General features: G+C 53.8%; 17 protein-coding genes. 13 read left to right on the top strand and 4 right to left on the bottom strand.

Annotated elements, in window-relative coordinates:
• The first annotated feature begins 604 nt into the window (after window positions 1–604).
• From C4520_11560 to C4520_11545, 4 genes are all read left to right on the top strand, one after another.
• Entirely contained in the window at window positions 605–1,327 is a 723-nt protein-coding gene (locus C4520_11560) for a protein-L-isoaspartate(D-aspartate) O-methyltransferase (GenBank protein ID RJP20412.1), read from the top strand.
• A gap of 122 nt (window positions 1,328–1,449) precedes the next feature.
• The gene (locus C4520_11555; GenBank protein ID RJP20407.1) at window positions 1,450–2,073 is read left to right on the top strand and encodes a hypothetical protein; all 624 of its coding nucleotides are present in this window, start codon (window positions 1,450–1,452) and stop codon (window positions 2,071–2,073) included.
• A gap of 4 nt (window positions 2,074–2,077) precedes the next feature.
• Window positions 2,078–3,052: a hypothetical protein gene (locus tag C4520_11550; protein ID RJP20406.1), complete on the top strand. Its 975-nt coding sequence runs from the start codon at window positions 2,078–2,080 to the stop codon at window positions 3,050–3,052.
• A gap of 24 nt (window positions 3,053–3,076) precedes the next feature.
• The gene (locus C4520_11545) at window positions 3,077–3,793 is read left to right on the top strand and encodes a class I SAM-dependent methyltransferase (GenBank protein ID RJP20405.1); all 717 of its coding nucleotides are present in this window, start codon (window positions 3,077–3,079) and stop codon (window positions 3,791–3,793) included.
• Window positions 3,794–3,838: 45 nt separating this feature from the next.
• Here C4520_11545 and C4520_11540 read toward each other — a convergent pair whose 3' ends face one another.
• Both C4520_11540 and C4520_11535 read right to left on the bottom strand, forming a co-directional pair.
• Window positions 3,839–4,021: a hypothetical protein gene (locus C4520_11540; protein ID RJP20404.1), complete on the bottom strand. Its 183-nt coding sequence runs from the start codon at window positions 4,019–4,021 to the stop codon at window positions 3,839–3,841.
• A gap of 4 nt (window positions 4,022–4,025) precedes the next feature.
• On the bottom strand, window positions 4,026–4,889 hold the full coding sequence (locus C4520_11535) for a DUF445 family protein (GenBank protein RJP20403.1): 864 nt from the start codon (window positions 4,887–4,889) through the stop codon (window positions 4,026–4,028).
• A 216-nt stretch (window positions 4,890–5,105) separates the two neighbouring features.
• Between C4520_11535 and C4520_11530 the strand changes: the two genes are divergently transcribed.
• Entirely contained in the window at window positions 5,106–5,291 is a 186-nt protein-coding gene (locus C4520_11530) for a hypothetical protein (GenBank protein ID RJP20402.1), read from the top strand.
• Between the two features lie 34 nt (window positions 5,292–5,325).
• Here C4520_11530 and pspF read toward each other — a convergent pair whose 3' ends face one another.
• Window positions 5,326–6,351 (bottom strand): phage shock protein operon transcriptional activator, encoded by a 1,026-nt coding sequence (pspF, locus tag C4520_11525; GenBank protein RJP20401.1) that lies wholly within the window; start codon window positions 6,349–6,351, stop codon window positions 5,326–5,328.
• A 210-nt stretch (window positions 6,352–6,561) separates the two neighbouring features.
• Here pspF and pspA point away from each other — a divergent pair, with 210 nt between their 5' ends.
• The 4 genes from pspA to pspC all read left to right on the top strand — a co-directional run bounded on the left by pspA (window position 6,562) and on the right by pspC (window position 8,356).
• Window positions 6,562–7,290 carry a phage shock protein PspA gene (gene pspA, locus C4520_11520; GenBank protein ID RJP20400.1) on the top strand — a complete coding sequence of 243 codons (729 nt, stop codon included), beginning with the start codon at window positions 6,562–6,564 and terminating at the stop codon, window positions 7,288–7,290.
• A gap of 40 nt (window positions 7,291–7,330) precedes the next feature.
• Window positions 7,331–7,516: a hypothetical protein gene (locus C4520_11515; protein ID RJP20399.1), complete on the top strand. Its 186-nt coding sequence runs from the start codon at window positions 7,331–7,333 to the stop codon at window positions 7,514–7,516.
• Window positions 7,513–7,767 (top strand): phage-shock protein, encoded by a 255-nt coding sequence (locus C4520_11510; GenBank protein RJP20398.1) that lies wholly within the window; start codon window positions 7,513–7,515, stop codon window positions 7,765–7,767. The genes C4520_11515 and C4520_11510 overlap by 4 nt, the downstream gene beginning before the upstream one ends.
• A gap of 178 nt (window positions 7,768–7,945) precedes the next feature.
• Window positions 7,946–8,356 carry an envelope stress response membrane protein PspC gene (pspC, locus tag C4520_11505; GenBank protein ID RJP20411.1) on the top strand — a complete coding sequence of 137 codons (411 nt, stop codon included), beginning with the start codon at window positions 7,946–7,948 and terminating at the stop codon, window positions 8,354–8,356.
• Window positions 8,357–8,400: 44 nt separating this feature from the next.
• Here the strand turns inward: pspC and C4520_11500 are convergent, their stop codons facing one another.
• Window positions 8,401–9,906, bottom strand: coding sequence for an MFS transporter (locus C4520_11500; protein ID RJP20397.1), 1,506 nt, complete (start codon window positions 9,904–9,906; stop codon window positions 8,401–8,403).
• A 90-nt stretch (window positions 9,907–9,996) separates the two neighbouring features.
• Between C4520_11500 and C4520_11495 the strand changes: the two genes are divergently transcribed.
• The 4 genes from C4520_11495 (at window position 9,997) to C4520_11480 (ending at window position 12,988) form a co-directional block, all read left to right on the top strand.
• A complete protein-coding gene (locus C4520_11495; GenBank protein RJP20396.1) occupies window positions 9,997–11,094 on the top strand; it encodes a DUF481 domain-containing protein in 1,098 nt (365 codons plus the stop codon).
• Between the two features lie 94 nt (window positions 11,095–11,188).
• Entirely contained in the window at window positions 11,189–11,647 is a 459-nt protein-coding gene (locus C4520_11490; GenBank protein ID RJP20395.1) for a YbhB/YbcL family Raf kinase inhibitor-like protein, read from the top strand.
• Between the two features lie 28 nt (window positions 11,648–11,675).
• A complete protein-coding gene (locus C4520_11485; GenBank protein RJP20410.1) occupies window positions 11,676–12,140 on the top strand; it encodes a PaaI family thioesterase in 465 nt (154 codons plus the stop codon).
• 257 nt (window positions 12,141–12,397) lie between these two features.
• Complete coding sequence (locus C4520_11480; GenBank protein RJP20394.1) at window positions 12,398–12,988, top strand: HNH endonuclease; 591 nt, start codon at window positions 12,398–12,400, stop codon at window positions 12,986–12,988.
• The last annotated feature ends 33 nt before the right edge of the window (window positions 12,989–13,021 follow it).

The following is a 13,021-nucleotide window of genomic DNA, read 5'->3' as shown; positions in this document are numbered from 1 at the left end:
CCCTCACCTCAGTCCTCTCCCGATGGGCGAGGAGACGAAGAGAGATCCTTCGCGCTCGCTCAGGATGACAAAAAAGAGGTTGGCTAGTATGACGCGGCTAACGCGGCGTATCCTGGATTCCTGCCCAAAGCTTGCAGGAATGACGGCAGAGAGACGCGGAAGAAGGGGGGAAATCCCCCTTAGTCCCCCTTTGGTAAAGGGGGAATGATGCTTCGGCGATGTCAGAATCGATGGGCGCGTCACGCCATGCCCTACAGCGGCGTCCATTGGTGGTTTCTCCATTTTAGATTTTGGATTGCCGATTTTGGATTGGAAGGCAAGGTCAGGCGGTTAAGAGAGATTCTTCGCTTTCGCTCAGAATGACCTGTTTGGACTATGCGCAGGGTCAATAGAAGAAGAGGAAATCCCCCTTAGTCCCCCTTTCGTAAAGGGGGAATAATGCTTCGGCGGGTCAGGTGAATCGACGGGCACGTTCCCGCGAGGCGCGGGATGCCCCTACAGCCGAAAACGCGCTCGTTTTAATGTAGAATACCGGTATGCTATAATCAAAAAGAACAGAGGGACTGCCGTGCTCAAGTATCGGGTTTTCATCATTCTTGCATTAATTGCAGCACTTGCGCCATTTGCTTGCGCCGAACGCGCAGAGAACCCGGCGCCCGTCACCGCCGGAACACAGAAGGTTGAACAGGCGACCCAGATCCTTTGGGATCGATTGATCAACGAGATCCACGCGCAGGGGGTCTCCGATCCGAAGGTGCTGGCGGCGATGAGAAAAGTGCCGCGGCACGAGTTCGTGCCGAAACGTTTTCGCGCCGCCGCATATGACAATCGTCCGCTGCCGATAGGCCTTGATCAAACCATCTCGCAGCCGTATATTGTCGGGTACATGACGCAAGCTCTGGGGCTGGAGGGCGGCGAGAAGGTGTTGGAGATCGGCACCGGCTCGGGGTATCAGGCTGCGGTCCTCGCGGAGATCGCGGGCCAGGTGTATACAATCGAGATCCTCGAGTCGCTGGCACGAGACGCCGAACGCACGCTTGCGAGACTCGGATATCGGAACGTGCACGTCAAGGCGGGCGACGGTTATCAGGGATGGCCCGAACACGCGCCGTTCGATGCAATCATTGTTACCGCGGCCCCCGATCATATTCCTCAGCCGCTCGTCGAGCAACTGAAGGAGAACGGCCGGATGGTGATTCCGGTTGGCAGCCTGTACCAGAGGATTATCATTTTGACGAAAGGACCGGACGGGGTGACCGAACAGATGGATCTGCCTGTTCGTTTCGTCCCGATGACAGGCGAGGCGCAAACACACGGCCGGGACTGACTCCATTTACGGAATTCACGCCTTTTTGAATTCATAGAATGGTGTCTGTCCCCAGAGCACTTAAGGGTGTAATTTACTTCGCGCGCTAGCGCCAAAAAACTATCTGATTGGATTGAATACATATGGCACAGAATTCTGACCAGTACAATTTCTATAAGGTTCTCAGTGTTCAGTCGAACGCACAGGAGCCTGACATACAGAAGGCGTACGAGGAAGCGACCGCCTCTCTTCGTCCGGAGGACATGCCTGCTGAAGAGAGGAAAGCCGCGATCCTTGCGCTTGTTGCCGCAGATGCGGCAAAGCTCGTGCTCCTGGATTCAAAAAAGCGTTCTCTTTTCGACGCGCGCCTCAATGAAGTCAGAAAGATACAGACTGAGAAGGAAAAGATAGAAGCCAAACGCGCGGGCAAGCTCCAGGAGCAGCAATCGATTGAAGAAGACGAAAAGTTGAAGAACGTCTCGCTGCAGCTCGATGCAGCCAATGCGGCGCTGTCCGATTTCTATTACGACCAACTCTTTGCAGCCGCCAAAACCCGAAAATTCGAATCCGTTCCGCCCGATAACGTGATGGAATGGATAAGCTCGCAACGGGCTGACCTCCTGCGGAAAGCAGAGCAGAAGGGACGCCGTGTTTCCTTTCGAATCGACTGGCGCGGATTTCCCGCAATTCAGGAAATGCGGAAGAAGCGCGGCGAGGAGATCGACGCGATTGTCGATCAACTTGTGAAAGACTGTTGTATTTGGTGAACGCATGACAGATATTCAAAACGTTCAAACCATTCGTGAGTTGAAGAAGCTCGTAATCGCCCACGCGCTCACAGCCGGCAATACCTATGCCTTCCACGAGCTGTTCTCCAGCTTGAAGGAATTCGCGCCGGTCGGAGACGATTCGCAGGTGAACAAAATCCTCATGCAGCACGTAGCCTACCTGCTTCCTGATCAGGCGACCATGGATTGCGCTGAGTTCAAATCGGCGCTTGACCTGATCGAGAAGCAAGACCTCGAGGGCGATGCGATTCCGGGAACCCTTCTGGAAGAGACCGCAAAGAATGCGGTCATCAGAGGAAAATTCGCATATGCCGAGGATGCATATCGCCTGCTCGGGATCAAGAAGGAAATGGTTGCATTATATTCGCAGCGCGGCGAGCAATTCCTGCGCGAAGGCAAGACCTCACACGCCGCAATGTCTTTTTTGGTCGCTTCCAGCCTGGATCAGCCGGTGGGTCCGAATTTTCAGTACCTGGGGCCTCAATTGCATTCCACCTGTTTGCGCCAGCCGAAGACATGCGTCACGATCTTGCCCATCGAAGAACTGATCGATGCAGGCATTCAATATCTGCTGGCGCATGACGCTTTGTCGCAACGGCTGCTCTCATTGGCATCTCTTGAGCAGAAGCGAGCAATTCTGGGCGTGCTCGCGCAGTATCGAGATGAAGATATTCATCTTCTCGTGGAAAATCTTCGAAAGGCGGCCGACCTGTTTTCGGCCATTCGCGACGGGAAACCCGATGACTACTCGCCGATCGGTCCTCTGCTCCTGAACAGACCAACCGGAACCGATGAGGCATGGCAGTATCTGCGCGAATTATCCTACGAGCACCCGCTGGCGGCGCTGTGCGTTTGCATTCGAAGGATTAAAGAGAAAACGAAGCTCGTGCCGATACTTCGCGAAGGCAAGTCGCTCATCGAATTCCTCCTGCCGCCAGAAATGCTTTCCACCGTTTGAAGAAGCCGGCATCCGGCGTGCATTATGAGAAGAAACAAATGGCTGCGGGGACGAGGAATAGAGATTGGCGCGCATGACCTGCCTATCGAGGGAATACGACCCATCTATGTCGATCGGTTTTTCGAATTTGCCCACGCAAAGTGCCTTGTCGACGCAATCAGCGACGCAAGCATCCTCCCGTTCAAAGACGACTCGCTCGATTATATAGCTTCCTCCCATCTTCTTGAGCATCTTGCCAATCCGATACGGGCGCTCGTGGAATGGAACCGAATCGTACGGGCGGGCGGAATAGTGTACCTGGTGGTGCCGGACCGAAGGTTTACCTTTGATCGATTCAGGGAAAGGACTCCCCTCTCGCATCTCATCTCCGATTTCGAGCGAGCCACGACCGACTGCGATCCGACACATATCGACGATTTTGTCACTCGCGCCGATTTCCAACAGATGAGGCCGGATTTGCGTTCCGCCGATATTCCGCGCGCCCGTGAGGAATACCGCCGCTCGTGCGAAAATGACATTCGAGCAGGAAGACCGATCAATATTCATTTTCATGTTTTCGAGAAAGAGGATGTTGTTGATCTGATGGAATATTTGAAGCATTATGAGAAGACGAAACTCGACTGGACAATAGTCGAGACGGAAGAGAGGTTTCCCCCGCATCGGAAGGATGGTTTTCTGATTGTGATCAGAGTGCGGAAGGCGCCTTCATCCCGATGGAACTTTTTGGGACGGCAAAGATAGCGAGAGATTAAGAACCTGGCGGCTCTTCATATTCTCCGAAAACGTTTAATGTCGTTTGAGGAGAGTCTTGATGAGGACTTCGGCCGCCGCTGCAATCGCGCCAACAAGAGCGAACGTGCCGGCTGTCGTTATCCTCTTCCAGAATTGCTCCTCTTGAGCCTGCAGTTTCTTCTCTTTGCGCGCGTCGGCATATTTGCTTGCGTCCGGTTTCTGAGGTTCCTGCTCCACACGATCACCCCCACAAGGCCGCCGCCTTGCTCAGTCCGATGAAGATTGCGGAAAATGCGATCCCAAGAATGACTCCGAATACCTCCAGCCATGCCAGGTGCTCGCGAATCCCTTCCTGCACGATATCGCGCACCTGCTCGGCCGGATAGGCCGACAGCTTGTCGATAACGATTTCCTTCACGTTCAGCCGGCTCAAAAGCATGGTCGCCAGAGAGTCCTCCGTTTGGTAATGCTTTATCAGAACCGGATTGTTCGGCTGAAAAACGAACTGCTCGAGGGAGCCGGTCCGTTCCATGACTCCTTCGAGCATTGAATCAGTGAGTCGAAACGTCGAGACCTGCTTGTCGAGGTGATCGAGTATCTTGTGGGCGAGCGAATCGAAATGAATGATGCCGGTGCCGTTCAGGATTTTGCCCCAGAAGCCGGACATCGACTCCAGTCGCTCGATCACGTGGCCGTGCGCCTTATCGGAATTAACCAATTCGAGTACGTCGTCGCGAAACTCGTCGATGGCAGCGTTCACGGCATTGCGGATCTCGCAGGCGTCCACCTTCTCGACCGCAGTCCGCAGCTTGTCGTGGAGAAGCTCAGGATTGATGATATGCGTCTCCACCGTGCCGGCAAGGGATTGAATGATGTCATCGCGTTTTTTCAGAAGAACGCCCGAGCCCGGCAGATACCAATATCGCTCGAACATCATCCGGATCGCAATCGTATTGGTGAAGCCGCCAATAAAACCGCCGAGCAGAACCGCACTCATGATTTCCAACCGCGCGTATCTCAGGGAAAGGGCCCACGAAAGAAAGAATAAAAAGCCCACGCCGCCGACCGCAGTGGCGCTCAAATGCCGGCTGAGAAAATTTCGCATCTGGTGGTTCGCCCTGTTCTCCCACGTATTATCTACCCGCAAAACCCGCGGGTGACATTCTTCTCCTATGGTACTCCCGAGCCGAAGGGGAGTCAAGCGGAGACGCTCGATGTCCGGGCTTGATCACCAAGCATCACTCACCCTCGGGGGCTTGCACAATCGGTTTTCGTGCGGTATGATCTCCGTGCAACCGTTTGTGCGGTTAGGGAGGCTCTTATGTATACACCGCAAGATTGTCCCGGGTTCGAAAGACTCAAGCATCTGAGCTCATTCAGTTGCAAGTGCCCCAAATGCAAGAAGGAAGTCGAGATCTTTTCCGACGAGTTCAACAAAGAGCATCATTGCAAAGGCTGCGGCAAGAAGATCGACTTCTCAAAATGCGAGCTTGAACAATCGGCGTGATGCCGCCCTGATTTTTCACGTCGGAGGCGACAGCCTACAGCCGCTTCTTGTATTTCCGGTACAATCCCCTGAACTGATCATACGTCAGCCCGAGGAGGAAGGCTGCTTTTTTTTGATTGTATCGTGACTCCTCGAGCGCTTTGCTGATCAGATTCATCTCAAGTTCCTCAACCGCCTGCATGAGCGGCCGACGTACACCGTCAGATTTCTTTTGCGCTTCATGCCGGTCTTCTGAAGCAACTTGATTCTGAACCCAGTTCCGTTCGTACGGATCGCGGAACGGATCAAATTCGATACGGTCGATCAGGAGAGAATCAGCACGATACACGGCGCGCTCGACCACGTTCTTGAGCTCGCGAACGTTGCCCGGCCAGTGATACCGCTCAAGCGCTCCAATGGCGCCATCGCTGAATTCGACTACGCCGTCGCGCCCCATTTCGAATGACATCCGCGACGCGAAATGCCTTGCGAGCAGCGCAATGTCCCCCTTCCGCTCGCGCAGCGGCGGCAGAAACAAGACTTCAAACGACAGCCGATCGAGCAGATCGCGCTTGAATTCCCCGCTCTCGACCAGGGCGGGCAGGTCCGCGTTGGTGGCGCCGATGATGCGCACGTCGACATGCACCTGCTCCGAACTGCCCACCTGCTCAAAACTCCGATACTCGACCGCGCGAAGTATCTTTTCCTGAACCTCAATGGGAATGCTCCCTACCTCGTCGAGAAACAGAGTGCCCCCATGAGCGGCTTCGAACCGGCCCTTGCGCCGCCCGCGCGCGCTGGTAAACGCGCCGGCCTCATGACCGAATAATTCCGACTCGATCAGCGTGGGCGCCAATGCCGCACAGTTCAAGGCTACCAGCGGCCCCTGCCATCGGGCTGAGAGATAGTGAAGTTTTGAAGCGGCGAGCTCTTTGCCGGTTCCCCGCTCCCCTATCAGAAGCACCGGCCGATCCACGCGCGCCACACGCGACAGGCGCTCCTGGAAATCAAGGAATACTTCCGATTGTCCGAGCGCCTCCCCGATGCCCGCCCTCCGTGCTTCATCTCTTCTTACGCCCATCTCCGCCTGTCCTTTAGGTGGTTAATTTTGCCATTCGATGGTTTACAAAACTAATTTTCGAAACATTATACCATAAGAATTTAAAAGTAGCAAGTGGAATTAAATATATATAAGCGTTGTATTTCCAATGTCTTATGAGATTTGAAGCGGCCATGGCATGGTTTGTGCCTATTCACAGCCATCAGGAATCATCAAAAAGGGAGGCATACAATGGGGATCTTCACGAGAGTGCGAGACATCATCAATTCGAACATTAATTCAATGCTGGACAAGGCGGAGGACCCGGAAAAACTGATCCGCCTGATGATCCAGGAGATGGAAGACACGCTGGTCGAGATCAGGGCGTCGTGTGCGGACGTGATGGCGGCCGTGAAGAAGGTGCAGCGCGCGCGCGAGGAGGCGATCGCGAAGGCGGGCCAGTGGGGCGAGCGCGCGAAGCTGGCGGTAGAAAAGGGTCGCGAGGACCTGGGTCGCGAGGCATTGCTGGAAAAGCGCCGATTCCAGGAGCGCGCCGCATCGCTGGAGAAGGAAGCGACCGACTGCACTACGCTGATAGAGCAGTATCAGGCGGATATTGTTCAACTCGAGGAAAAGCTGACGGCTGCGCGCGAGAAGCAGCGCATTCTTGTGAAGCGGCATACTCATGCGCAGAAGAAGAAGCGGGCGCAGCTGGATATCAGGCGTATGGAGACCTCGGATGCATTCATTCGATTCGAGCAGTTCGAGAACCGCATCGAGCGGATGGAGGCGGAGGCCGATCTCGTGAATTTCGGAAGAAAATCCTCATTGGAGGATGAATTCGCAGGCCTCGAGGGCGATGAAGAGATAGAGCAGGAATTACAGGATCTGAAGGATTCAGCCGAAAAATCGCGAGAGGCCGATCCTCGGAAATCCAGCGATGCGCCGCCCTCTCAGGGCGGGGACAGCCCTTCGGCTTAATGATTAAGCGGCGGGCGCTCTTCCAACGGGAGTGAACTTTATGTTAAAGTATGTAGAGTCGGGAAAAAGAGCATCCAATTCAATAGATTTGGATACGAACCAGGTCAAGGAGTTGGAGCAGATCATCGCCCGTTTGAGAGATGACATCGTTTTTTCGACTGCTCCCAAGCGACAGAGACGACGGAATACTTTAACGGAGAGAACGGAAGAAGGACCAGACAAATGACCGGCGTGATCATAGTTGGCATCGTTCTGAGTTCCGTATTGATAGCCATGGGCATCATCGCTGCAACCATCGTGGCGATCAAACGGCCTAAAGACAGCTTTCCTCGACTTCGCGGCGCGGATCAGAAAGGCGAGACGCAAATGATACAGGAGTTGCACGACGGCCTGCTCCGAATGGAGAAGCGAGTCGAGGCGCTGGAGACAATTCTTCTTGAGCGGGAACGAAAGGAAAGAGTCAATGAATCTGCTTGACGGGATGGGCATGACGGGCCTGTATCGCGCCCGCGACGGCATGATTCTCGGTGTATGCAAAGGGGTCGCCGATTACTTCGGATTTTCCGTTGGTTGGCTCAGGATTATCACGGTGGTCGCATTTATCCTGACGGGGTTCTGGCCGGTAGCCGTGTTGTATATCCTCGCGGCCCTGCTGATGAAGCCGGCGCCCTATTCGGCGGAAGAGAGACCGGCGCGTTCTCCCCGGAGGCTGTATCGTTCTCGCAGCGGAATGATCCTCGGCGTCTGCAAGGGGATCGCCGAATATTTTGATCTATCGGTCGGCTGGACGCGGATTCTCGCCCTCGTGCTCCTCATTCTCTCCGGAATTTGGCCCATCGCGATTCTGTATGTACTCGCAGCGTTTCTCATCAAGCCCGAGCCTGTCCTGCCGCTGCAGACGGAAGAGGCGGAGGAATTCTACAACAGTTATATGAATTCCCGCACGATGGCCGTGAAACGCTTGAAGCGCACGTTCGACAACCTTGATCGCCGAATTCAGCACATGGAGAGCATCGTCACCGGTCGCGAGTTCGACTGGGAGCGCCGCCTGCGCGAAGGAACCTGAAGCAGCACTTTTCTTGAACCATGCTCTTGCCTCAAGTCCCGAGCCTACTCCTGCTCCGATTCCGCAACCCGTCCTTTCCGCTCCGCCAGTTCCATCTGGATGCGCGCATGCTCCTGTTTGTCATAGCTGAAGAATGAGAAGATGATGACCCCCGCCAGGTTGATGAGAGCGGTGAACGGGGCATACAACAACTTTATCTTGAGCAGTATCTCCGGATCGATCTCCACTCCTTTTTCAAAACCTATGAAATTCAGATACACGCCCGTGAGAAAGACTCCGATTCCGCCGGCCGCCTTGCTGAAGAGCGTATAGATGCCGTAGTATGCCCCCTCGCGCCTCTTGTGTGTCTCGTACTCGTCAAAATCGACCAGGTCAGCTATGAGGGACCAGAGCATTACATATGCCCCAAGGCCGAAACCCCCGAAGGCAAGCAGCGCGAACACGCGCAGGGTTTTCCCTTCCTCCATGAAAAATGAGGCGAACAGAGCTATTGTGAGGATGGATTGTCCGAGCAGGTAGGCCAGCTTCTTGCTCGTTCGCTTTGAAAACTGCACCCAGAAAACCGCTGACAGCATTGCAAAAAACATGTACGTGGCGAAGAAAACCGATACGAGTTCCTCCATCTTGAGCCAGTACTTCGTTATATACATCATCATGGAAGCCGTGATGCCGCTGCCGACGTCGATGGTCATCATTGAAATCAGCAGAATGAAGAAGGGGCGGTTCTTCAGCGTCGAAAAGAGGTCTCCATACATTGTTCGCATTATTTGTCGCGAAGACGCCAGCTTTCGCTCAGGTTCATGCGCGACTCGCTCATGGGTGCCGAAGAACGTGGCAAGTGTGGTGCAGGTGATGATAAATCCCGCCAATCCGGCGCTGAAACGAAAGGCGTTGGTCGGCTGGCTGAAGTATTCCAGGGCTCGCGTGAAGAAAGCGTCCGGGAGGATTCCGATGTCCTGATGCAGAAAGATAAGAACGTCGTCGGAGAACTCGAGCGCCACGTGCGGGACGATGGCGCCCGCCAGTTCGCCGAAGCGGGTAAATGCGAAATTGAACCCGAATATACTTGAGCGCTCGTCGCTGTCCGGACTCAACTCTGCGCCCAGGGCCAGATATGGAACAGCCACGACCGTATACAGCGCATAGAGCAGAACAACTAGCACGGTCACATAAATGAAGAGCGGAAACCCGATAAGACGCGCCGGCGGCGCCCAAAGAGCGAAAATGAGAATTCCTAATGGGAGTGCGCCTGCGAGCAGGTAAATTCTTCGCCTGCCGAACCTCGTATGTGTGTGGTCAGAGACGAATCCCATAAGCGGATCGGTGACTGCATCCCAGATGTTCCCGATCATTATCGCGGCGCTGACGTACGCAGGATTGAGCCCGACGACATCGGCATAGTAGAACAGCAGGTACAGCGACAACATGTTCCGCGTGATTCCGCCGCCGAACCCGGCGATTCCGTACGCCGTCTTCTCGAAAATGCTTGTGCTCTGCGTTACTGCCCGTGGGGCCGATATCTGTTCGAGGCCCTTTGATTCCAACTCCATAAGAACTCCGGTTGTAAAAATGCCGCTTGTTTTGTATAGTGGGAACGCCTGCGCACAAATTCACGGAAGAACAGGTTCAAACTTTTCAAAATGGTGATGCGCTTCTCTTCTCTTTTTGCGATTATATTCGTCTCCTTGCTTTTTTCTCATGACGCTCTGGCCGATGAGATCGTGCTCGTTAACGGCGACAGAATCAGTGGAGACATATTATACATCTCTCCGATCGAGATTGAAATAAAAACCGACTACGCGGGCGATATCTGTCTCCCCCTTTCAATGGCGGCATCCATATCGACTGACCGGCCCGGCAGGGTCCTGCTCAAGAACGGCGACATCCTGATTGGCAGCATCCGCTCACGGATCGATGATCATATTCTCATCCAGTCCCCATTCACGGAAGAGGTTCTTATTCCTCTCGATGAATTTGCCAGATTCGAGCAGATCGACCCGAATACGGACATTCAGCCGTCTTCGGAGGTATCGGCTCTTGCCGAAGAAACGCCTGCCGAAAAACCTGAAGACGAGTCTCCGGATTTGTGGACGGGGTCCGTTGTCTTTGGGACGCAGCTTCACGAAGGCAATACAGACGATCTCAGCCTGCATTTCGAGGCGAACGCGGTGCGAAAGCTTCCGCGCGAGGAACTAAGCCTGAAGGTCTTTTCCAACTATTCCGAGACCGAAGGGGACACCGATCAGAACGTGGTTTTCGGAGAGTCGAAATTAAAACTGTTCCCGAACACGCGCTGGTATCTCTTTGGCGTCTCCAATCTCGAGTACGATGAGATGGAGAATCTGGGTCTTCGCGCTCAACTATTCGGAGGTCCCGGATATTATTTCATCAAGAAAGAGAACCTCAATTTTTTGGGGGAGATGGGCGTGGGACTTGTGGCGGAGTTTTTTGACGAAGACGGCGAGGAAGACACTACGGAACCGGCATTTTGGCTCAATGCGGAATGGAAGCAAAAACTTTCGGAGCGCATAGAGTTCCTCCAGACTCTCACGCTATTCCCCACCATCGGCGACTTCGACGACTATCGCATACGATCAACGTCTGCGATAAGTACATTGATCAAGAACAGTTGGTGGGTCAAATTCTCTGCAATTGATGAATATGACAGCAATCCCGAAACGGAAGACGTCGAGAGAAACGATTTGCGCGTATTCTCATCTATTGAATACAAATTTTAGCTGCTTGAGGATGATTGTCACAGATAAGCAATTGGATTATAGTATTATAGTTTCGAAAGAACGAAAGCACCCGAAAGGAAGGAGGTAGAGAGCAATGCAGATAAAGAGCAGCGCTTTCGAAGAAGGCGGCACTATCCCCAAAAAGTACACCTGTGAGGGGCAGGATGTCTCCCCTCCACTTTCCTGGTCGGATCCGCCAAACGGGACCAAGAGTCTTGCGCTCATTGCGGATGATCCGGACGCCCCGATGGGAACATGGGTGCATTGGGTTCTCTACGGACTGGCGCCGGACGTAACCAGACTGAGCGAGGGCGTTCCGCCGGACAACGAGGTTCTCGGCGGCGCGAGACAGGGGCGCAACGATTTCGGCAACATTGGATATGGAGGCCCATGCCCGCCGCCGGGCCGGCCGCACCGGTACTACTTCAAACTGTATGCGCTCGATATGAAGCTTTCACTTGCTCCGGGCGCAAGAAAGGCGGAGCTCCTCAAAGCGATGGAAGCGCATATTCTCGCTGAAGGTCAACTCATGGGGCGTTATGGGAGGAGCTGACTACAGCTCGATAATCAGGATGGAACGAATGAAAGAGACAAGGGCGTTTCAAGATCTCGTACCGCCGGACTCATCGAGGCGGTACTGCTATGGCTGCGGAGCTGACAACACCAAGGGACTTCAAATCAAAAGCTATTGGGAGGGAGATGAGGCTGTCGCTCATTGGAAACCCCAGCCCCACCATTCTTCGGGCCCTCCGGACTCACTGAACGGAGGTGTCGCCGCCACGTTGATCGATTGTCACAGTGTGTACACGGCCATCGCGGCCGCATACAAGCTGGAAGACCGTAATTTTGGTGAGGGCGATTACATAGACTATGCCACCGCAAAACTGACGGTGACCTATTTGAAGAGGACCCCTATGGACACTATCCTCGAACTGCGCTCGAAAGTGGTAAAGAAAGGCAATCGCAGTATCCTGGTTGAAACGAGATTGCTGGCCAATGGCGAGGAATGTGTCAAAGGAGAGGTGGTCGCCGTCCGAGTGAATTAGGAACAGGAATTTCCGTCAACAGGAAAGCCGCGCGTGGGGAATCACCTCGCGCAGCACAGAATACGTGATTGAAGGCTGAAAGCGCCGGATCAAACCGGCCTCTAAACTCCCTTAAGGAAACATCCTTAAGTTATTCAAAAACCTGGACAAAGATCATCTTGTTTCAAGCCCGAAAACTGTCCAGTTTATGGATTGCGAGCGTCTTGACTTTTTTTGCGCCGCATACTATAATGAGTTAACGCATAAGGCAAATCTTTATGGTAAATGAAAGCGTTCTCGTACTGAATCGCTCCTGGATAGCGGTAAATGTTGCAAGTGCCCGCCGTGCAATAAGCCTTTTATACCAAGGCTATGCAAAGGTTGTCTCGCCGGAAGATTTTTCCACGTATGACTTTGACGATTGGAGAGAACTATCTCAAGCCGCGGATGACTACTGTATCCATGCGGTAAACTTCAAGATAAGGATCCCCGACGTGATTGTGCTCACCGTTTTCAATGGGATTCATCGGCGCGACATCAAATTTTCTCGACGAAATATATTTGAGAGAGACAGAAACACCTGCCAGTACTGTGGGAACAAGTTCAAGAAGTGGGAACTGACGCTTGATCACGTGGTTCCGCGCAGTATAGGCGGGCGCTCCACCTGGGAAAACCTGGTGCTTGCATGCATACCCTGCAATGTGCGCAAAGGGAACCGTTTGCCGGAAGAAGCGGCGATGCCCCTCATTCGCAAGCCCCGGAAACCGCGCTGGATACCCTATTCCACCGAAAGCTTTGCTTCAGCCCGAAAGCCGAGCTGGCAAAGATTTGTGGATGCTGCATATTGGGACGTTGAGCTGAAAGACTGACCCTTCGGATTTGCCGCATCTCCTCTGCATCGC

Source organism: Candidatus Abyssobacteria bacterium SURF_5 (assembly GCA_003598085.1).
Taxonomy (GTDB): Bacteria; Abyssobacteria; SURF-5; order SURF-5; family SURF-5; genus SURF-5.
Note: the sequence above shows the minus strand (reverse complement) of the source record. Positions and strands in the feature narration are given on the sequence as shown.